Genomic DNA, 20,386 nt, shown 5'->3' on the forward strand with positions numbered 1-20,386 from the left:
GTTTATACCAAGCTTGTATCCATGGTTAATTAAGTGGTTTTTGAAATAAATAAATTTATTTTAAATTATTTTTCGAATAGATAAGTAAGAAGAAAAGGAAGGAGATTAGAAATGATTATTTCAGTTATTTATCCAATTTGGCTTTTAAAATGGTTTAAAGGTTAAAAATTGCAAACAAAAAACTATAAAAATAAAGGAGAAAAAAGATGACAAACTTTGACAAAATGGAACAGAACTTTGTAGCTCTTACAGAAGAAGAGCTAATGGAAGTGGATGGGGGGTCGGTTACCGCCGTAGTTGTAGGAGGTGTCTTACTAATTGGTGGTATTGCTTGGGGCTATTTTATGTAATAATAAGGAGAGAAAAAATGAATTTAAATAAATGGACAGAATTGACAGAAGAAGAATTGATGAATACAGAAGGTGGATCAATTACCATAGCCACGGTTGGTGCAGGATTGGCAATTTTCCTTGGTGGTCGATTAATTGGTCAAGATTTAAAACGTAAATTTGGATAGAAGTGAACTTGTATGAAAAATCTAAAAAATATAATGGGAGCCTTTTTAATTATTTTTGGAGTGCTTTGTATATTGGGGGATTTACATGTAATCACCTTTAATGTTGAAAAATATTTCCAAACAGAGTTATTTGTTCCGATGCTTATTTTGATGATGAGTTATTTAGATTCAGGTAAAGACAAGGTTTAAAGAGAACTATTATTAGTATGTGGCAAATGCTATAGAATAATCATCTTTTAGTTGTTATCAATGAAATAAGAACTAAAAAAATGGAGAAATAAATGAATATCTCAGAAGAATGTGCGGCTATAATTATATCAGCCTCAGGAATAGTAGGACTTTTGGTTGGAGTAGCTATTGGATTAGCTAGTATTATTTAAAAAGGAGTAGATGAAAGATGAAGAAACTGGATGAAAAATTTGCTATTATGACAGAGGAAGACTTGGCTGTAACTAAGGGAGGTTTCATTGTTACTACTTCTACAGCAGTGGCTTGGGGTGTTTTAGGAGTCGTTACCTATATGTATGGGCGTCATTTGGGAAGTAGACGTTAATTTAAAAATTTGTGGCAAATCGTAAAAGAAAATCAAGTATGAATCGCAACACTGATCTCAATACATTGTTACCATAGTTCCTTTGGTGGCAATGGGTCTCAATCTCGTACTTCATGTAATTCGTACAGGTTCGTTGTTATCCTTTGATTGGAAATGGTATTTAGTTGGATTGATTGCCTCAGGCTATTTTGGGATTTTTTGCAACGATTTGTCAAAAAATAATCCAAACTATAAATGATGAATCTGAATGAAAAGATTTTGTGCGTGTGAATGGCGGAAAAACTCTGCCATTCTTGTCAGATAAATAGGAGTCTGCTATGAAAAAATTTTTATTGGGATTTGCTGAAGGTTATTTTATCGTGTCAGTCATTATCTATATTGTAACGTATTTGATTCTGAAAAAACCGATCAATACCTTGTTTTATCTATAAGCCTATCCAATTCTGCTTGGGTTGGTTTATGTAGGATATAAGTACAAAACAAAAGAAAGTAAGATTGGAAATTGATGGAACATCAGATTGGGGTTTGAGATGAAAGTCGTTCAAGTGTTACAAAAAGCTTGGCTAGAGTTTACTGTATGCTGCAGTTCGATGGTTTATATCATTGTTAGAATAGTCGCTGATGTAAACAAAATAAATCTACCTGAATGGTTTGAAAATTTTGACATACCTACAATTTCACTATTCTTGATGGCATTTATTTTACTTTATAGAAGTGAAGAAAAATATGATAAAGGATGATAAAATGAATCTGAACTTTGTGGCTCCAGTATTAGGGCAATCTTGGGGAATATTGGGGTGTTAAGCTGATGAACTGTTGTCTGATTTTAGTTAGAAAGATATTCGTATGTTTAAAAAAGAAGTGATATTATTAGGGCTGCTTCTGCTAGTACGTATTGTACTTTCTATCATGCAAGTTTTAATGGATTTTAAACTATTGCTAGGAAAGTATAGTGTAAATTTCATGGAACTTTCAGATTTATTCTCTTATCCCCTACTTTTTTTAATCATTTACATAGCGGTAAAATATCATGCTATCCAGAAAATAAGAGGTAAAGAAGATAATCAGGATGGCAATAAATAAGACTTAAAAAATTTTTCTAACATTCCTTTTCTTATTTCTGATGAATCTTTTGCTTTTTAAAGTACTTGCTGGTCTAAGCTTTAAGGTGACAATGAGTGAAAAAACTATCTTGTACCACCCTTGTTTTCATTATATGATTGACAAAAAATTGGAAAAGGTAAGAAATATTAATCATTATATTTTCTAGGTAGGACGTTTGTTCTACCTATTTTTATTTAGGAAAAAGTGCTGTTCAGGTGCAGTTATTGTTTTTTTAGAAATAATTTTCTTTTTGCTTCTTTGTTTGTATAAAATAATCTTACAAAGTTTTCTTTGGAGATTGTTAGGAAAAGGAGTAGGATATGAAATTTGGGAAACGTCATTATCGTCCGCAGGTGGATCAGATGGACTGCGGTGTAGCTTCATTGGCCATGGTCTTTGGTTATTATGGTAGTTATTATTCTCTGGCTCACTTGCGAGAGTTGGCCAAGACGACCATGGATGGGACTACGGCTTTAGGCTTAGTCAAGGTTGCTGAGGAGATTGGTTTTGAGACGCGAGCAATAAAGGCGGACATGACCTTGTTTGATTTGCCGGATGTAACTTTTCCTTTTGTGGCTCATGTGCTTAAGGAAGGGAAAATGCTCCATTATTATGTGGTGACTGGGCAGGACAAGAACAATATTCATATTGCTGATCCAGATCCTAGTGTTAAGCTGACCAAGATTTCTCGTGAGCGCTTTGCTAAGGAGTGGACAGGGATCACTATTTTTATGGCACCATCTCCGACTTATAAGCCTCATAAGGAACAAAAAAATGGCCTTCTCTCCTTTATCCCTATATTAGTGAAACAGCGAGGTTTGATTGTTAATATCGTTTTGGCGACCCTCTTGGTAACCTTGATTAACATTGTGGGTTCTTATTATCTTCAATCAATCATTGACACTTATGTACCAGATCAGATGCGTTCAACCTTGGGCATTATCTCAATAGGGCTAGTCATCGTTTATGTTCTTCAGCAAATCTTATCTTATGCTCAGGAGTATCTCTTGATTGTTTTGGGGCAACGCTTGTCCATTGATGTGATTTTGTCTTATATCAAGCATGTTTTTCATTTGCCCATGTCCTTTTTTGCGACACGACGGACAGGGGAAATCGTGTCTCGTTTCACGGATGCAAATAGTATCATTGATGCGCTGGCTTCGACTATTCTGTCAATCTTTTTGGATGTATCTATTGTCTTGATTATTTCAGTAGTTCTATTTTCGCAGAATAGCAATCTCTTTTTCATGAGTTTACTAGCTCTTCCTATCTACACAGTGATTATCTTTGCTTTTATGAAGCCCTTTGAAAAGATGAATCGGGATACCATGGAAGCCAATGCGGTTCTGTCTTCTTCTATCATTGAGGACATCAATGGCATTGAGACCATCAAGTCTTTGACCAGTGAAAGTCAACGTTACCAAAAGATTGACAAGGAATTTGTGGATTATCTAAAAAAATCTTTTACCTACAGTCGGGCAGAAAGTCAGCAAAAGGCTCTGAAAAAGATTGCCCAGCTCTTGCTCAATGTTGGCATTCTCTGGATGGGGGCTCTCCTAGTTATGGACAATAAGATGAGTTTGGGCCAGTTGATCACCTATAATACCTTGCTTGTTTATTTTACAAATCCTTTGGAGAATATCATCAATCTGCAAACCAAACTTCAGACAGCGCAGGTAGCCAATAACCGTCTGAATGAAGTTTATCTGGTTGCATCTGAGTTTGAGGAAAAGAAAACAGTCTCAGATTTGAGCTTTCTAGAAGGAGATCTGACTTTCAAGCAGGTTCACTACAAATATGGCTATGGTCGAGATGTCTTGTCGGACATCAATCTGACTATTCCACAAGGCTCTAAAGTGGCTTTTGTGGGAATTTCAGGATCAGGTAAGACGACCTTGGCTAAGATGATGGTTAATTTTTACGATCCAAGTCAGGGGGAGATTAGCCTGGGTGGCATCAATCTCAATCAGATTGATAAAAAGGCTCTGCGCCAGTATATCAACTATCTGCCTCAGCAACCCTACGTTTTTAATGGAACGATCTTGGAGAATCTTCTCCTCGGAGCTAAGGAGGGGACGACCCAGGAGGATATCTTGAGAGCAGTGGAGTTGGCAGAGATTCGGGAGGATATTGAGCGCATGCCACTGAATTACCAGACAGAATTGACTTCGGATGGAGCGGGCATTTCAGGTGGGCAACGTCAGAGGATCGCTTTGGCGCGTGCTCTCTTGACCGATGCGCCTGTCTTGATATTGGATGAGGCGACTAGCAGTCTGGATATTTTGACAGAGAAGCGAATCGTGGATAATCTCATGGCTTTAGATAAAACCTTGATTTTCATTGCTCACCGCTTGACCATTGCTGAGCGGACAGAGAAGGTTGTTGTCTTGGATCAGGGCAAGATTGTCGAAGAAGGAAATCATGCCGATTTGCTTGCACAGGGTGGCTTTTATGCCCATTTGGTGAATAGTTAGAGAGGAGAAAAGATGCAATCAGAATTTTTAGAAAGTGCGGAGTTTTATAATCGTCGTTATCATAATTTTTCTAGTTATGTGATTTTTCCGAGTTTTATCTTGTTTTTGTTTCTGCTAGTCTTTTCAATCTTTGCACAAAAGGAGATAAGCTTGACAGCTGGGGCTACTGTCGAACCTAGTCGCATCCTTGCCAATATCCAGTCAACTAGCAACAATCGCATTATTGCCAATCATTTGGAAGAAAATAAGTTGGTCAAGAAGGGAGAACTTCTCGTTCAATACCAAGAGGGAGCAGAAGCAGTGCAGGCTGAGAATTATGCTAGTCAGTTGGAAATGCTCAAGGATCAGAAGGTTCAAATGGAGTATTTAAAAGCAAGCCTTCAAGCAGGAAGTGATCAATTTCCAGAAGCAGACAAATTTGGCTATCAGCATAGTTTTTTAGATTATCTAAATCAAGCTGCTAGTCTGCGGAGTCAGGTTGAGCAACAAAATGCTAGTATATCATCTCAAAATGCAGCAGCCAGTGGTAGTCAGGCAGAATTAGGCAATATCATTGGCGAAACCCAGTCCAAAATTAAAGAATATCAGCAAGCCAAGTCTGCCATTCAGGGTGATGGACACTTAGAGAGTGATCATCCAGCTTATGCTATTTATCAGTCTTATCAGTCAACAAAAGAGCAGGGATCGGAATCCAAACAGCAGGCCCTATCTCAAATAGATGCTCAAATCACTCAGTTGGAGTCAACTCTTGCAGGTTATCGAGTACAGTATGCAGGTTCAGGAGCCCAGCAAGCTTATGCATCTGGATTAGGAAGTCAGTTGGAGTCATTAAAATCTCAGCAACTAGCCAAGGTAGGTCAGGAATTAACGCTCTTGGATCAGAAAATTCTTGAAGCGGAGTCGGGTAAAAAGATTCAAGGGAATCTTTTAGAGAAGGGGAAAATTACAGCAACAGAAGATGGTGTTCTACATTTGAATCCTGAGCATAGTCGATCTACCATCATTCCAGAAGGAACGATCCTCGCTCATCTTTTTCCGCAGTTGGCTAAAGAGAGGAAGGCAAAACTAACAGCTTATATCAGTTCTAAGGAAGTTGCTGGTCTCAAGCATGGAAATGAGGTACGATTTACAACGGTAACGGATGCCAATAAGCAGCTAGTGTTGACATCCAAGATTACCAATATCGATACCAGTGCGACTCAGACAGAAAAGGGTAATTTCTTTAAATTAGAGGCAGAGACGGATTTGAATGCTGAACAAGCAGAAAAACTTCGTTATGGACTTGAAGGTCGTTTGACTATGATTACAGGTAGGAAGAGTTTTTTACGCTACTATCTTGACCGCTTTTTGAAACGAGAATAAGGTTCGCATTCTAATTCAAATCAATCTTAGAAAATCGCAAATGAAAATTCGTTTGCGATTTTTCTGTACTTTTTCAGATATGATATCAAATATAGTTCGTGAAATATTTGATTTTTAGTATCTGTTGTGTTAGAATGATGTAAAGTAATACGAAAGGCGAACAAAAAATGTCCAGTAAACTTATTTATACGGGAAAAGCTAAAGATATCTATACTACAGAAGACGAAAATGTGATTAAGTCGGTCTACAAGGACCAGGCCACCATGCTGAATGGAGCTCGCAAAGAGACTATTGAGGGTAAAGGTATGCTGAATAATCAGATTTCGTCTCTTATTTTTGAAAAATTGAATGCTGCTGGTGTAGCTACTCACTTTATCGAACGTATTTCTGATACCGAACAACTTAACAAGAAAGTTACCATCATTCCTTTGGAGGTTGTCCTTCGTAACGTGACTGCGGGTTCTTTTTCAAAACGTTTTGGTGTGGAAGAAGGTTTGAATCTGGAAACTCCAATCGTTGAATTTTACTACAAGAACGATGATTTGGATGACCCATTCATCAATGATGAGCATGTCAAGTTCTTGAATATTGCCAACGATGAGCAAATTGCTTATATCAAGGAAGAAACGCGTCGTATCAATGAATTGCTGAAAGATTGGTTTGCACAAATTGGTCTTCGCTTGATCGATTTTAAACTGGAATTTGGTTTTGATAAGGATGGCAAGATTATCTTGGCAGATGAATTCTCACCAGATAACTGCCGCCTCTGGGATGCTGAAGGGCACCATATGGACAAGGATGTTTTCCGTAGAGATTTAGGCAGTTTAACGGATGTATATAAGGTTGTGTTGGAGAAATTGCAGGGCTTGAAATAAGTTGTTTGAAACGAAAAACCTTCGTCTTTCAAGTAAAAGGACTCAGGCTGAAAAGGTCTACTAGACCTTTTCACTCCGTAGAGATTTAGGCAGTTTAACGGATGTATATCAGGTTGTGTTAGAGAAGTTGCAAGACTTGAAATAAGTTGGTTGAAGCGGGAAACCTTCGTCTTCAATAGCCTGTTGGAATAGAAATAAAGGAACTAAAATGGATAAACGTATTTTCGTTGAGAAAAAAGCTGATTTTCGTGTGAAATCGGACTCTTTAGTAAAAGAATTACAGCATAATCTTCAGTTGAAAACTTTGAAGGATCTTCGGATTGTTCAGGTTTACGATGTTTTTGGTTTGGCAGAGGACTTGTTTGCGCGTGCGGAAAAACACATCTTCTCTGAGCAAGTGACTGATACTGTTTTGGACGAGGCTGTGGTTAAAGCTGATCTTGAGAAGTATGCTTTCTTTACCATCGAAAGTTTGCCTGGTCAATTTGACCAACGTGCGGCATCTTCACAAGAAGCTTTGCTTTTGCTTGGTAGTTCAAATGATGTAACAGTGAACACAGCGCAACTTTACTTGGTTAACAAGGATATTGATGCAAATGAGTTGGAAGCTGTCAAAAACTACCTTTTGAACCCAGTGGATTCTCGTTTCAAAGATATCACTGTTGGCATTGCGAAACAGGATTTCTCTGAGTCTGACAAGACCATTCCAAACTTGGATTTCTTTGAAAGCTATACGGCAGAAGATTTTGCCAAGTATAAGGCTGAGCAAGGCTTGGCCATGGAAGTAGATGACCTTCTTTTCATTCAAGATTACTTCAAGTCAATTGGACGTGTACCAACTGAGACTGAGTTAAAGGTTTTGGATACTTACTGGTCAGACCACTGCCGTCATACAACTTTCGAGACTGAGTTGAAAAACATCGACTTCTCAGCTTCTAAATTTGAAAAACAATTGCAAGCGACTTATGACAAGTATATTGCCATGCGTGATGAGTTGGGACGTACCGAGAAACCTCAAACCTTGATGGATATGGCCACTATTTTTGGTCGCTATGAGCGTGCCAATGGTCGTTTGGATGACATGGAAGTGTCTGATGAAATCAATGCCTGCTCAGTTGAAATTGAAGTGGATGTTAATGGTGTGAAAGAACCATGGCTTCTCATGTTCAAAAACGAAACTCATAACCACCCAACTGAAATTGAACCATTTGGTGGGGCGGCTACTTGTATCGGTGGTGCCATTCGTGACCCATTGTCAGGACGTTCATACGTTTATCAAGCCATGCGTATCTCAGGTGCTGGTGATATTACAGCGCCGATTTCAGAAACTCGTGCTGGTAAATTGCCACAACAGGTTATTTCTAAAACAGCGGCTCATGGTTATTCTTCATATGGGAACCAAATTGGTCTTGCAACAACTTATGTTCGTGAATACTTCCACCCAGGTTTCGTTGCTAAGCGTATGGAGCTAGGTGCCGTTGTCGGTGCGGCTCCTAAGGAAAATGTGATCCGTGAAAAACCTGAAGCTGGTGACGTGATTATCTTGCTCGGTGGTAAGACTGGACGTGACGGTGTCGGTGGTGCGACAGGTTCTTCTAAAGTTCAAACGGTTGAATCTGTTGAAACAGCTGGTGCTGAGGTTCAAAAAGGGAATGCCATCGAAGAACGTAAGATTCAACGTCTTTTCCGTAATGGGGATGTGACACGTCTGATCAAGAAATCAAATGACTTTGGTGCTGGTGGTGTCTGTGTGGCTATCGGTGAATTGGCTGATGGTCTTGAAATTGACCTAGACAAAGTGCCATTGAAATACCAAGGTTTGAATGGTACAGAAATTGCTATCTCTGAATCTCAGGAACGTATGGCTGTCGTGGTTCGTCCCGAAGATGTAGATGCCTTCGTGGCTGAATGTAACAAAGAAAATATTGATGCTGTTGTGGTGGCGACAGTAACTGAAAAACCAAATCTTGTCATGCACTGGAATGGTGAAACAATCGTGGACTTGGAGCGTCGTTTCCTTGATACAAACGGTGTACGTGTGGTTGTAGATGCTAAGGTGGTTGACAAGGATGTCAAGCTTCCAGAAGAACGTCAAACATCTGCTGAAACCCTTGAAGCTGATACTCTTGAAGTCTTGGCTGACCTTAACCATGCAAGTCAAAAAGGTTTACAAACCATCTTTGATAGCTCAGTTGGTCGTTCAACAGTTAACCACCCACTTGGTGGTCGCTACCAAATCACACCAACTGAAGCTTCTGTACAGAAATTGCCAGTTCAACATGGCGTGACTACAACTGCTTCTGTTATGGCGCAAGGATTCAATCCTTATGTAGCAGAATGGTCTCCATACCATGGTGCTGCTTATGCGGTTATCGAAGCAAGCGCTCGTTTGGTTGCTGCTGGTGCCAACTGGTCTAAGGCTCGTTTCTCTTATCAAGAATACTTCGAGCGTATGGATAAACAAGCAGAGCGTTTTGGTCAACCAGTAGCTGCTCTCCTTGGATCCATTGAAGCTCAGATTCAACTTGGTTTGCCATCTATCGGTGGTAAAGACTCTATGTCTGGTACCTTTGAAGAATTGACCGTACCACCAACCTTGGTTGCTTTTGGGGTAACAACTGCAGATAGCCGTAAGGTTCTTTCTCCAGAATTTAAGGCTGTTGGTGAAAATATTTACTATATTCCAGGTCAAGCTTTGGCACAAGAAATTGATTTTGATCTTATCAAGTCTAACTTTGCTCAATTTGAAGCAATTCAAGCTGACCATAAAGTCACATCTGCATTAGCTGTCAAATATGGTGGTGTGGTTGAAGCTCTTGCCCTTGCAACATTTGGTAACCATATTGGTGCAAACGTCGAATTAGCAGACCTTGACACTAGCTTGACAGCTCAATTGGGTGGATTCGTCTTCACATCGCCTGAAGACATTGCAGGTGTTGCCAAGATTGGACAAACAGTAGCTGACTTTACACTTTCTGTCAATGATGTAACGCTTGATGGACACAAGCTTGACAGTGCCTTCCAAGGTAAATTGGAAGAGGTTTACCCAACGGAATTTGCACAAGCAACTGAGTTGGAAGAAGTACCAGCTGTGGCATCAGATGCTGTGATCAAAGTTAAAGAAACAGTTGAGACACCAGTGGTTTACATCCCAGTGTTTCCAGGTACCAACTCAGAATATGACTCCGCTAAAGCCTTTGAAAAAGAAGGGGCAAAAGTCAACTTGGTACCATTTGTAACACTTAACGAAGAGGCTATTGTCAAGTCTGTTGACACCATGGTTGACAATATCGAGAAAGCCAATATTCTCTTCTTTGCAGGTGGCTTCTCGGCAGCAGATGAACCAGATGGATCAGCTAAATTTATCGTTAATATCTTGCTTAACGAAAAAGTACGTGCAGCCATTGATAGCTTCATCGAAGGTGGTGGTTTGATTATCGGTATCTGTAACGGATTCCAAGCTCTTGTCAAATCAGGTCTTCTTCCATACGGTAACTTTGAAGATGCAGGCAGCACTAGTCCAACCCTCTTCTACAATGATGCCAACCAACACGTAGCTAAGATGGTTGAAACACGTATTGCTAACACGAACTCACCATGGCTTGCTGGAGTAGAAGTTGGTGACATTCATGCCATCCCAGTATCACACGGTGAAGGTAAATTTGTCGTGACAGCTGAAGAATTTGCAGAGCTTCGTGATAATGGTCAAATCTTTACCCAATATGTTGACTTCGAAGGTAAACCAAGCATGGATTCAAAATACAATCCTAACGGATCTGTCAATGCGATTGAAGGTATCACCAGTAAGAACGGTCAAATTATTGGGAAGATGGGGCACTCAGAACGTTTCGAAGACGGTCTCTTCCAAAATATTCCAGGAAATAAAGACCAATATCTCTTTGCATCAGCGGTTAAATACTTTACTGGAAAATAGGCTTTGCAGATTTTCTAATAGATAACCATCAGTAAATGTAAAATCAAGTAGATCTAACTTACGACAATTGCAAATGATTTATTGTTGCGAGTGAAACGAGCTTCTGCCGTATCATTCCGCTCTAGTATCGTTAAGGAATGATACACAAATAAAAATTAGGTATATAAAATGACATACGAAGTAAAATCTCTTAATGAGGAATGTGGTGTTTTTGGTATCTGGGGTCACCCAGACGCTGCCAAATTGACCTATTTTGGACTCCATAGCCTTCAGCACCGTGGTCAGGAGGGGGCAGGAATCCTCTCCAATGACCAAGGGAAATTGAAGCGTCATCGTGATATGGGGCTTTTATCAGAAGTCTTCAAAAATCCTGCGAATTTGGATAAATTGACAGGAACTGGAGCGATTGGGCACGTGCGTTATGCGACTGCGGGAGAAGCTTCTGTAGACAATATCCAACCTTTCCTTTTCCGCTTTCATGATATGCAGTTTGGTTTGGTTCATAATGGGAATCTGACCAATGCAGAATCGCTCAAGCAAGAATTGGAACAAAGAGGAGCGATTTTCAGCTCAACCTCTGACTCTGAAATCTTGGCTCACCTTATTCGCCGTAGCCACAATCCAAACCTGATGGGTAAAATCAAGGAAGCACTCAGTCTTGTTAAAGGTGGTTTTGCTTATCTCTTGATGTTTGAAGATAAGTTAATTGCCGCGCTTGACCCAAATGGCTTCCGTCCTCTGTCAATCGGGAAAATGGCTAATGGAGCAGTAGTGGTTTCCTCTGAAACCTGTGCCTTTGAAGTAATCGGTGCTGAGTGGATTCGCGATGTGAAACCAGGTGAGATTGTCATCATTGATGATAATGGCATCCAGTATGATAGCTATACAAACGATACTCAACTGGCTATCTGTTCCATGGAATATATTTACTTTGCCCGTCCTGATTCCAATATCCACGGAGTCAATGTCCATACGGCTCGTAAGAGAATGGGAGCTCAACTGGCACGTGAGTTCAAGTATGAAGCTGATATCGTGGTCGGGGTGCCAAACTCCTCTCTTAGCGCAGCTATGGGATTTGCGGAAGAATCAGGTCTACCAAATGAAATGGGGCTCATCAAGAACCAATATACCCAACGAACCTTCATCCAGCCGACCCAAGAATTGCGCGAGCAAGGGGTTCGGATGAAATTGTCTGCTGTCTCTGGTGTCGTTAAAGGCAAGCGCGTGGTCATGATCGATGACTCGATTGTACGAGGCACAACATCTCGTCGTATCGTAAAATTGCTGAAAGAAGCAGGTGCTACAGAAGTTCATGTGGCGATTGCTAGCCCAGCTCTGGCTTATCCATGTTTCTATGGAATTGATATTCAGAGTCGTGAGGAATTGATTGCGGCTAATCATACGGTTGAAGAAACCTGTCAAATTATTGGTGCAGATAGCCTGACCTATCTTTCTATTGAGGGCTTAATTGACTCAATCGGTATTGAGACAGATGCACCAAATGGCGGCCTCTGTGTGGCTTACTTTGATGGGAAATATCCAACTCCTCTCTATGACTATGAAGAAGACTATCGCAGAAGTTTGGATGACAAGATCAGTTTTTACAAATAGACGGCTAAAGACTCTCGATTAAAGAAAAGGAATGAATAAAATGACGAATAAAAATGCTTATGCTCAATCGGGTGTGGACGTTGAAGCAGGTTATGAAGTTGTTGAACGCATCAAAAAACACGTGGCACGTACGGAGCGTGCAGGTGTTATGGGAGCTCTCGGTGGCTTCGGTGGTATGTTCGACCTTTCAAAAACTGGTGTCAAAGAGCCCGTCTTGATCTCAGGTACAGATGGTGTCGGCACTAAACTCATGCTGGCTATCAAGTACGACAAACACGATACGATCGGTCAAGACTGTGTAGCTATGTGTGTTAACGATATTATCGCTGCAGGAGCAGAGCCCCTCTACTTCCTTGACTATATCGCAACTGGTAAAAATGAACCTGCTAAATTGGAACAAGTCGTTGCAGGTGTTGCAGAAGGTTGCGTGCAAGCCGGTGCAGCTCTCATCGGTGGGGAAACAGCTGAAATGCCAGGTATGTACGGTGAAGATGACTATGACTTGGCTGGCTTTGCAGTCGGTGTTGCAGAAAAATCTCAAATCATCGACGGTTCAAAAGTAGCTGAAGACGATGTGATTCTGGGGCTTGCTTCAAGCGGTATCCACTCAAATGGTTATTCACTCGTGCGTCGTGTCTTTGCGGACTATACAGGTGAAGAAGTTCTCCCAGAATTGGAAGGGAAGAAACTTAAAGACGTTCTTCTTGAACCAACTCGTATCTACGTCAAAGCAGCTTTGCCGCTCATCAAAGAAGAATTGGTCAATGGGATTGCCCACATCACAGGTGGTGGTTTCATCGAAAATGTACCACGTATGTTCGCTGATGACTTGGCTGCTGAAATTGATGAAAGCAAAGTACCAGTCCTTCCAATTTTCAAAGCCCTTGAAAAATATGGTCAAATCAAACACGAAGAAATGTTTGAAATTTTCAACATGGGTATTGGTCTCATGCTTGCGGTGAAACCAGAGAATGTGGAACGTGTCAAAGAACTTCTTGACGAGCCTGTTTATGAAATCGGTCGAATTGTCAAGAAGGCAGATGCAAGTGTGGTGATAAAATAATGGCTAAAAAAATTGCTGTTTTTGCTTCTGGAAATGGTTCAAACTTTCAGGTCATTGCAGAACAATTTCCAGTTGAATTTGTCTTTTCAGATAACCGGGATGCCTATGTACTTGAGCGTGCCGAAAATCTTGGAGTTTTATCCTATGCCTTCGAACTCAAGGAGTTTGAGAATAAGACAGACTACGAAGGAGCCATTGTTGAGCTCTTAGATGAACACCAGATTGACTTGGTTTGTCTTGCAGGTTACATGAAAATCGTCGGTCCAACCTTGTTAGCAGCTTATGAAGGCCGTATCATCAATATTCACCCAGCTTATCTCCCTGAATTTCCAGGCGCTCATGGTATTGAGGATGCTTGGAATGCAGGCGTTGACCAGTCTGGTGTGACCATTCATTGGGTGGATTCGGGCGTTGATACCGGTAAGGTCATCAAACAAGTCCGTGTGCCGCGCCTTGAAGGGGATACCCTTGATACTTTCGAAACTCGCATCCACGAAACAGAGTACAAACTTTATCCAGAGGTCTTGGATATTTTGGGGGCTGCACGAAAATAAGGAAGCCCTCGAGCTGAAAGAAAATTTTCGACTGTAGCACTGTAGCAAAGAAAGAACTTTTTTAAAAAGGAAAAGAAAGAACATGACTAAACGAGCACTTATTTCAGTCTCAGATAAAGCGGGCATTGTAGAATTTGCCCAAGAACTAAAAAAACTTGGTTGGGATATCATCTCGACAGGTGGGACCAAGGTTGCCCTTGACAATGCTGGGGTGGACACCATTGCTATCGATGATGTGACTGGTTTCCCAGAAATGATGGACGGTCGTGTGAAGACCCTCCACCCAAATATCCACGGAGGGCTTCTCGCACGTCGTGACTTGGATAGCCACTTGGAAGCGGCTAAGGACAACAAGATTGAGCTCATTGACCTTGTGGTGGTCAACCTTTACCCATTTAAGGAAACTATCCTTAAACCAGATGTGACTTACGCTGACGCGGTTGAAAACATCGATATTGGAGGTCCATCTATGCTTCGTTCAGCAGCGAAAAATCATGCCAGTGTTACAGTTGTGGTAGATCCTGCTGACTACGCTGTGGTTTTGGACGAGTTGGCAGCAAACGGCGAAACCTCTTATGAAACTCGCCAACGTTTGGCAGCCAAAGTATTTCGTCACACAGCAGCTTATGACGCCTTGATTGCGGAATACTTCACAGCTCAAGTGGGTGAAAGCAAGCCTGAAAAACTCACTTTGACTTATGACCTCAAGCAACCAATGCGTTACGGTGAGAACCCTCAACAAGACGCAGACTTCTACCAAAAAGCCTTGCCAACAGACTACTCTATTGCATCTGCTAAACAGCTTAACGGTAAGGAATTATCCTTCAACAATATCCGTGATGCTGATGCTGCTATCCGTATCATCCGTGACTTCAAAGATCGTCCAACCGTTGTGGCTTTGAAACACATGAACCCATGTGGAATCGGTCAAGCTGACGATATCGAAACAGCTTGGGACTACGCTTATGAGTCTGACCCAGTTTCTATCTTCGGTGGTATTGTCGTTCTCAACCGTGAAGTGGACGCTGCGACAGCTCAAAAAATGCACGGTGTTTTCCTTGAAATCATCATTGCACCAAGCTATTCTGACGAAGCGCTTGAAATCTTGACAACTAAGAAGAAAAACTTGCGCATCCTAGCCTTGCCATTTGACGCACAAGATGCCAGTGAAGCAGAAGCAGAATACACAGGTGTTGTTGGTGGTCTCCTCGTTCAAAACCAAGACGTTGTGAAAGAAAGTCAGGCTGACTGGCAAGTGGTTACCAAACGCCAACCAACTGAGACAGAAGCGACGGCCCTTGAGTTTGCATGGAAAGCTATTAAATACGTCAAATCAAATGGGATTATCGTAACCAATGACCACATGACACTTGGTGTTGGTCCTGGTCAAACCAACCGTGTGGCTTCTGTCCGTATTGCTATTGACCAAGCTAAAGACCGTCTTGAGGGCGCTGTCCTTGCTTCAGATGCCTTCTTCCCATTTGCGGATAACGTGGAAGAAATCGCCAAAGCAGGTATTAAGGCCATCATCCAGCCTGGTGGATCCGTCCGTGACCAAGAATCCATCGAAGCTGCTGATAAATACGGCTTGACCATGGTCTTCACAGGCGTGAGACATTTTAGACATTAAGAAAATAAAAGGGAAGAAAACAGTTTCTTTCCTTTTTTTACTTTAAAAGCGAAACGAAACAAGATTAAAACGAACGTTTATGGTATAATATTGGTAAATAATTCGCAAAAGAGGTTGAAAGATGAAGCTGTTAGTTGTCGGCTCGGGTGGTCGTGAACATGCCATTGCTAAGAAGTTGCTTGAGTCAAAAGACGTTGAAAAAGTCTTTGTAGTTCCTGGAAATGACGGGATGACTCTGGATGGTCTGGAATTGGTGGATATCTCTATTTCCGAACATTCTAAATTGATTGAGTTTGCAAAAGCCAACGATATAGCTTGGTCCTTTATCGGGCCAGATGATGCCCTTGCATCCGGAATCGTGGATGATTTCAATGCAGCAGGTCTCAAGGCTTTTGGTCCGACTAAAGCTTCGGCTGAGCTGGAGTGGTCTAAGGATTTTGCTAAAGAAATCATGGTCAAATATGATGTTCCGACAGCAGCCTATGGGACCTTCTCAGATTTCGAGGAAGCCAAGGCCTATATCGAAGAAAAAGGCGCTCCAATCGTAGTCAAGGCAGACGGTTTGGCCCTTGGGAAAGGTGTTGTCGTTGCGGAGACAGTCGAGCAAGCAGTCGAAGCTGCTCACGAGATGCTCTTGGACAATAAATTCGGTGACTCAGGTGCGCGTGTGGTTATCGAGGAGTTTCTTGCAGGAGAGGAATTTTCACTTTTTGCCTTTGTCAATGGTGACAAGTTCTACATCATGCCAACAGCTCAGGACCACAAACGTGCCTATGATAACGACAAGGGGCCTAACACTGGTGGGATGGGTGCCTATGCGCCAGTTCCACACTTACCACAGAATGTAGTTGATACGGCAGTGGAGACTATTATCAAGCCAGTTCTTGAAGGTATGATCAAAGAAGGCCGTCCGTATCTTGGTGTCCTTTACGCAGGTCTTATTTTGACAGCTGATGGACCCAAAGTTATCGAGTTTAACGCTCGTTTTGGAGATCCTGAAACGCAAATCATCTTGCCTCGCTTGACATCAGATTTTGCACAAAACATCACTGACATTTTAGATGGTAAAGAGCCAGCTATTACTTGGACGGATAAGGGTGTGACACTAGGTGTGGTTGTAGCATCAAACGGTTATCCACTCGCTTATGAGAAAGGTGTCAAGCTTCCTACCAAGACAGAAGGCGACATCATCACTTACTATGCCGGTGCCAAATTCGCTGAAAACGGCCAAGGTCTCATCTCAAACGGCGGACGTGTCTATATTCTCGTCACAACAGCAGATACCGTTAAAGACGGCCAAAACATTATCTACAAGGAACTCAACAACCAAAACACAGAAGGCCTCTTCTACCGAACCGATATCGGAAGCAAGGCAATTAGATAAAGATATAAGAAAAGGCGACGCAGTCGCCAAACACGACAATGGTCGCCGTGGTGAAAAGACCAGAACAGTATCTGTTCTGGTCTAGGGAAAATTTGAGACCTTAGGCTCAAATTTTAGGAATGAAACCGAAGGTTTGCTTCCGTCCCCACCACCTAAGACCATTATCAAAAAAGAAGAAAAAGGAAAAATTATGACTAAACCAATTATTTCCATCATCATGGGCTCAAAATCCGACTGGGCAACCATGCAAAAAACAGCAGAAGTTCTAGACCGCTTCGGCGTCGCTTACGAAAAGAAAGTTGTTTCCGCCCATCGGACGCCTGACCTCATGTTCAAACATGCCGAAGAAGCACGTAGCCGTGGCATAAAGGTCATTATCGCAGGTGCGGGTGGCGCTGCTCACTTGCCAGGTATGGTAGCTGCCAAAACCACTCTGCCTGTCATTGGTGTACCAGTCAAAACACGTGCTCTTAGTGGCGTGGACTCGCTCTACTCTATCGTTCAGATGCCAGGTGGTGTGCCAGTCGCAACCATGGCTATCGGTGAAGCAGGTGCGACTAACGCTGCCCTCTTTGCCCTCCGTCTCTTGTCAGTAGAGGATCAGGCTATCGCGACAGCTTTGGCAGATTTCGCAGAAGAACAAGGAAAAATCGCAGAGGAGTCTACAAATGAGCTCATCTAAAACAATCGGAATTATCGGTGGCGGTCAGCTTGGTCAGATGATGGCCATTTCTGCTATTTACATGGGTCACAAGGTCATTGCACTTGATCCTGCTGCGGATTGCCCGGCCTCTCGCGTGGCGGAAATCATCGTGGCACCTTATACCGATGTGGATGCCCTCCGTCAGTTGGCTGAGCGTTGCGATGTCCTCACCTATGAGTTTGAAAATGTGGATGCTGATGGCCTTGACGCCGTTATCAAAGAAGGACAGCTCCCACAAGGGACAGATCTGCTTCGCATTTCTCAAAACCGTATTTTTGAAAAGGACTTTCTCTCAAATAAGGCCCAAGTCACCGTGGCACCTTATAAGGTTGTGACCTCAAGCCAAGATTTGGCAGATATTGACCTATCGAAAAACTATGTCCTCAAGACTGCGACAGGTGGCTACGATGGGCATGGACAAAAGGTCATTCGCTCAGAAGCAGACTTGGTAGAAGCCTATGCATTAGCAGATTCAGCAGACTGCGTTTTGGAAGAATTTGTCAATTTCGACTTGGAGATTTCTGTCATTGTGTCTGGGAATGGTAAGGATGTGACGGTTTTCCCAGTTCAGGAAAATATCCACCGCAACAACATCCTATCTAAAACTATCGTTCCTGCCCGTATTTCTGACAGTCTAGCTGACAAGGCCAAAGCCATGGCGGTGCGAATTGCTGAACAACTGCACCTATCTGGCACCCTTTGCGTGGAAATGTTTGCGACTGCTGATGACATCATTGTCAATGAAATTGCGCCACGTCCACACAACTCAGGCCACTACTCTATCGAAGCCTGCGACTTCTCCCAGTTTGATACCCATATTTTAGGTGTTCTGGGAGCACCATTGCCAGCTATCCATCTGCATGCCCCAGCCGTCATGCTCAATGTCCTCGGCCAGCATGTCGAGGCCGCTGAAAAATATGTCACAGAAAATCCAAGCGCCCACCTCCACCTGTATGGTAAAATAGAAGCAAAGCAGAATCGCAAGATGGGACACGTGACTTTGTTTAGTGATGTGCCGGATGAAGTAGAGGAGTTTTAAAGAGTTATTATGCCATTACCAAAAAGTAGTCAAGAAGAAATTCAAAAATATTGTGAAAGTCACCTACCTAAAGAAGATTGGTATGAAGAAGAATTTGATTTTATACAAGATTCTGATTTAAAAAAACGGATTATAGAGGAATTTCAATCTGTTAGATACGCTTATAAATTATATGAGGGACTAGAAGCAACTGATATACATTTAAGATTTCAAATTAGGAGTCAAATTCTCTCTTATGCATCTATCTATGAAGCGGTGTTAGAGTATGTTTTAAATACCTATTATTCAGATACTCCTGAGTATGAAGATTTAACTCATCAAGATAATGTACCTACCAGTATATGTATTCCACAAAATAAGAAGGAGAAATTACAAGCTGAATTATCTCATGATGGTAAAGAAATACACACTATATATTATAAGAGAAAGAAAAAACAAAAGACTTCGATTCGATTTGATGATAAATGTCGAACAGCTGAGAAATTGAACTTAATTGGTAAAATTCATAGGGAAGATAGTGTAATAGATTTGCCAGCAGAAATAATTGAGATTTATAGTTATAGAAATGGAATCCACTTGATTGCTGAACAAAGGAAAGAAATTAAATATGAGTTAGAGCTTGGCAAATTAGCGTATAGACGTCTTAAGCCTTTTATTGAGCAAATAAAAAATAGGTTGAAGATAGATGGAAAGTATTATCAGTAAAAGAATTGAAAGGATGGGGTAGGTTGTGGTTGAACGAGCGTATAGTTTAGAATTGAGTGAGACCATTAGTGCACTTGAGGCGCAAAAATATTCCCTTGAAGGAAGATTGAATTCTGAAAAACAATTTAGGTGTATTGATAATAATTGTGAAATTCCTTTAACATGTACAAACTGGAAAAGAAGAGGTGGGAAAAGGTTTTATTTTAAACCATCTCATAATGACGAACTACATGTTGAAGGTTGTACTTGCATATCCCCACAAGAATTTAAGGAACAGGTGAATAAGGAAGTTTTAGGGGCTAAAGGAACAATTTCAGATAGTGGAATAATATCTGTTAAGAAGTCATTGAGTAAAGCGAAGGTAAATGGTAAAAAAAGTGTTGCTTCACTTGATACTACAGAGCATTCGATAACTTTCTCTAGAACAAATATTTATAGAAAACAAGTTCATGATAGACAACTTTCTGCTGTGGCAACGTTTGTAGAGCTTTATAAAGATCCGCAAATTGATAAAAGTTTAAAAAATATCAGAATAGAAAATGAATTACTTTCTCTGGATGAATATTTTGTTGATATTAAAAAACCTCTTGTGAAGGATAAACAAAAGATATTTTACGGTCTAGCTCAAGTTTCTATTGCAAGTTTTAATAAAAAAATACTACAGATACAATTTATAAGCTCTAACTATCCGAATATATATTCAAGTTTAGAGCAGATACAAAAACGTTCTAATACAAGAAATATTGCTGATTTAATAGATAAAGAACCTAAGTATATTTATTTTAGGGGAAAACTAGATAGTCAAGACAATAAATTTAAATCTTTTAATGACAAATTCTATAAAGATTTATATACACCAAAAGATTAAGGAGAAACAA

Annotated in this window: 19 protein-coding genes and 1 pseudogene; all 20 read left to right on the forward strand. The window is 41.1% G+C overall.

The window, feature by feature from the left end; genetic code table 11:
• Positions 1–206: 206 nt before the first annotated feature.
• Entirely contained in the window at positions 207–350 is a 144-nt protein-coding gene (locus QM469_RS05555; RefSeq protein WP_075229712.1) for a class IIb bacteriocin, lactobin A/cerein 7B family, read from the forward strand.
• A 17-nt stretch (positions 351–367) separates the two neighbouring features.
• Positions 368–517, forward strand: coding sequence for a class IIb bacteriocin, lactobin A/cerein 7B family (locus QM469_RS05560; RefSeq protein ID WP_311522410.1), 150 nt, complete (start codon positions 368–370; stop codon positions 515–517).
• 12 nt (positions 518–529) lie between these two features.
• Complete coding sequence (locus QM469_RS05565) at positions 530–706, forward strand: hypothetical protein (protein ID WP_414276230.1); 177 nt, start codon at positions 530–532, stop codon at positions 704–706.
• Positions 707–914: 208 nt separating this feature from the next.
• Positions 915–1,070, forward strand: a complete 156-nt coding sequence (locus tag QM469_RS05570; protein ID WP_162837517.1) for a hypothetical protein — start codon at positions 915–917, stop codon at positions 1,068–1,070.
• Positions 1,071–1,387: 317 nt separating this feature from the next.
• A pseudogene (locus QM469_RS05575) lies at positions 1,388–1,576 on the forward strand (hypothetical protein).
• 24 nt (positions 1,577–1,600) lie between these two features.
• Positions 1,601–1,810 (forward strand): bacteriocin immunity protein, encoded by a 210-nt coding sequence (locus QM469_RS05580; protein ID WP_315640242.1) that lies wholly within the window; start codon positions 1,601–1,603, stop codon positions 1,808–1,810.
• 106 nt (positions 1,811–1,916) lie between these two features.
• Positions 1,917–2,153: a hypothetical protein gene (locus QM469_RS05585; protein WP_315640244.1), complete on the forward strand. Its 237-nt coding sequence runs from the start codon at positions 1,917–1,919 to the stop codon at positions 2,151–2,153.
• A 341-nt stretch (positions 2,154–2,494) separates the two neighbouring features.
• The gene (gene comA, locus QM469_RS05590; RefSeq protein ID WP_371607958.1) at positions 2,495–4,648 is read left to right on the forward strand and encodes a peptide cleavage/export ABC transporter ComA; all 2,154 of its coding nucleotides are present in this window, start codon (positions 2,495–2,497) and stop codon (positions 4,646–4,648) included.
• Between the two features lie 12 nt (positions 4,649–4,660).
• Positions 4,661–6,010, forward strand: a complete 1,350-nt coding sequence (locus QM469_RS05595) for a bacteriocin secretion accessory protein (protein WP_414273059.1) — start codon at positions 4,661–4,663, stop codon at positions 6,008–6,010.
• Between the two features lie 167 nt (positions 6,011–6,177).
• A complete protein-coding gene (gene purC / locus QM469_RS05600; RefSeq protein WP_371607956.1) occupies positions 6,178–6,885 on the forward strand; it encodes a phosphoribosylaminoimidazolesuccinocarboxamide synthase in 708 nt (235 codons plus the stop codon).
• 208 nt (positions 6,886–7,093) lie between these two features.
• Positions 7,094–10,819: a phosphoribosylformylglycinamidine synthase gene (locus QM469_RS05605; RefSeq protein WP_414276231.1), complete on the forward strand. Its 3,726-nt coding sequence runs from the start codon at positions 7,094–7,096 to the stop codon at positions 10,817–10,819.
• A gap of 168 nt (positions 10,820–10,987) precedes the next feature.
• Positions 10,988–12,430 (forward strand): amidophosphoribosyltransferase, encoded by a 1,443-nt coding sequence (purF, locus tag QM469_RS05610; protein ID WP_414276232.1) that lies wholly within the window; start codon positions 10,988–10,990, stop codon positions 12,428–12,430.
• A 40-nt stretch (positions 12,431–12,470) separates the two neighbouring features.
• Positions 12,471–13,493 carry a phosphoribosylformylglycinamidine cyclo-ligase gene (purM, locus tag QM469_RS05615; protein ID WP_414276233.1) on the forward strand — a complete coding sequence of 341 codons (1,023 nt, stop codon included), beginning with the start codon at positions 12,471–12,473 and terminating at the stop codon, positions 13,491–13,493.
• Positions 13,493–14,047: a phosphoribosylglycinamide formyltransferase gene (gene purN, locus QM469_RS05620; protein ID WP_414276234.1), complete on the forward strand. Its 555-nt coding sequence runs from the start codon at positions 13,493–13,495 to the stop codon at positions 14,045–14,047. Before purM ends, purN begins: the two co-directional genes overlap by 1 nt.
• An 82-nt stretch (positions 14,048–14,129) precedes the next feature.
• On the forward strand, positions 14,130–15,677 hold the full coding sequence (gene purH, locus QM469_RS05625) for a bifunctional phosphoribosylaminoimidazolecarboxamide formyltransferase/IMP cyclohydrolase (protein ID WP_414276235.1): 1,548 nt from the start codon (positions 14,130–14,132) through the stop codon (positions 15,675–15,677).
• Between the two features lie 121 nt (positions 15,678–15,798).
• Positions 15,799–17,061 (forward strand): phosphoribosylamine--glycine ligase, encoded by a 1,263-nt coding sequence (purD, locus tag QM469_RS05630; protein ID WP_311522427.1) that lies wholly within the window; start codon positions 15,799–15,801, stop codon positions 17,059–17,061.
• A 190-nt stretch (positions 17,062–17,251) separates the two neighbouring features.
• On the forward strand, positions 17,252–17,743 hold the full coding sequence (gene purE, locus QM469_RS05635; RefSeq protein WP_311522428.1) for a 5-(carboxyamino)imidazole ribonucleotide mutase: 492 nt from the start codon (positions 17,252–17,254) through the stop codon (positions 17,741–17,743).
• Positions 17,730–18,803, forward strand: a complete 1,074-nt coding sequence (gene purK, locus QM469_RS05640) for a 5-(carboxyamino)imidazole ribonucleotide synthase (RefSeq protein ID WP_311522430.1) — start codon at positions 17,730–17,732, stop codon at positions 18,801–18,803. Before purE ends, purK begins: the two co-directional genes overlap by 14 nt.
• 9 nt (positions 18,804–18,812) lie before the next feature.
• On the forward strand, positions 18,813–19,508 hold the full coding sequence (locus tag QM469_RS05645) for a hypothetical protein (protein ID WP_311522432.1): 696 nt from the start codon (positions 18,813–18,815) through the stop codon (positions 19,506–19,508).
• 25 nt (positions 19,509–19,533) lie between these two features.
• Positions 19,534–20,376, forward strand: coding sequence for a hypothetical protein (locus QM469_RS05650; RefSeq protein WP_311522433.1), 843 nt, complete (start codon positions 19,534–19,536; stop codon positions 20,374–20,376).
• The last annotated feature ends 10 nt before the right edge of the window (positions 20,377–20,386 follow it).

Source organism: Streptococcus infantis, from assembly GCF_047464215.1.
Lineage (GTDB): Bacteria > Bacillota > Bacilli > Lactobacillales > Streptococcaceae > Streptococcus > Streptococcus infantis_P.

What these genes read in the sequence shown, in the direction of transcription:
- QM469_RS05555 (WP_075229712.1), top strand. Translation starts at nt 207, where the DNA reads ATGACAAACTTTGACAAAATGGAACAGAACTTTGTAGCTCTTACAGAA.
- QM469_RS05560 (WP_311522410.1), top strand. Translation starts at nt 368, where the DNA reads ATGAATTTAAATAAATGGACAGAATTGACAGAAGAAGAATTGATGAAT.
- QM469_RS05565 (WP_414276230.1), top strand. Translation starts at nt 530, where the DNA reads ATGAAAAATCTAAAAAATATAATGGGAGCCTTTTTAATTATTTTTGGA.
- QM469_RS05570 (WP_162837517.1), top strand. Translation starts at nt 915, where the DNA reads ATGAAGAAACTGGATGAAAAATTTGCTATTATGACAGAGGAAGACTTG.
- QM469_RS05580 (WP_315640242.1), top strand. Translation starts at nt 1,601, where the DNA reads ATGAAAGTCGTTCAAGTGTTACAAAAAGCTTGGCTAGAGTTTACTGTA.
- QM469_RS05585 (WP_315640244.1), top strand. Translation starts at nt 1,917, where the DNA reads ATGTTTAAAAAAGAAGTGATATTATTAGGGCTGCTTCTGCTAGTACGT.
- comA (WP_371607958.1), top strand. Translation starts at nt 2,495, where the DNA reads ATGAAATTTGGGAAACGTCATTATCGTCCGCAGGTGGATCAGATGGAC.
- QM469_RS05595 (WP_414273059.1), top strand. Translation starts at nt 4,661, where the DNA reads ATGCAATCAGAATTTTTAGAAAGTGCGGAGTTTTATAATCGTCGTTAT.
- purC (WP_371607956.1), top strand. Translation starts at nt 6,178, where the DNA reads ATGTCCAGTAAACTTATTTATACGGGAAAAGCTAAAGATATCTATACT.
- QM469_RS05605 (WP_414276231.1), top strand. Translation starts at nt 7,094, where the DNA reads ATGGATAAACGTATTTTCGTTGAGAAAAAAGCTGATTTTCGTGTGAAA.
- purF (WP_414276232.1), top strand. Translation starts at nt 10,988, where the DNA reads ATGACATACGAAGTAAAATCTCTTAATGAGGAATGTGGTGTTTTTGGT.
- purM (WP_414276233.1), top strand. Translation starts at nt 12,471, where the DNA reads ATGACGAATAAAAATGCTTATGCTCAATCGGGTGTGGACGTTGAAGCA.
- purN (WP_414276234.1), top strand. Translation starts at nt 13,493, where the DNA reads ATGGCTAAAAAAATTGCTGTTTTTGCTTCTGGAAATGGTTCAAACTTT.
- purH (WP_414276235.1), top strand. Translation starts at nt 14,130, where the DNA reads ATGACTAAACGAGCACTTATTTCAGTCTCAGATAAAGCGGGCATTGTA.
- purD (WP_311522427.1), top strand. Translation starts at nt 15,799, where the DNA reads ATGAAGCTGTTAGTTGTCGGCTCGGGTGGTCGTGAACATGCCATTGCT.
- purE (WP_311522428.1), top strand. Translation starts at nt 17,252, where the DNA reads ATGACTAAACCAATTATTTCCATCATCATGGGCTCAAAATCCGACTGG.
- purK (WP_311522430.1), top strand. Translation starts at nt 17,730, where the DNA reads ATGAGCTCATCTAAAACAATCGGAATTATCGGTGGCGGTCAGCTTGGT.
- QM469_RS05645 (WP_311522432.1), top strand. Translation starts at nt 18,813, where the DNA reads ATGCCATTACCAAAAAGTAGTCAAGAAGAAATTCAAAAATATTGTGAA.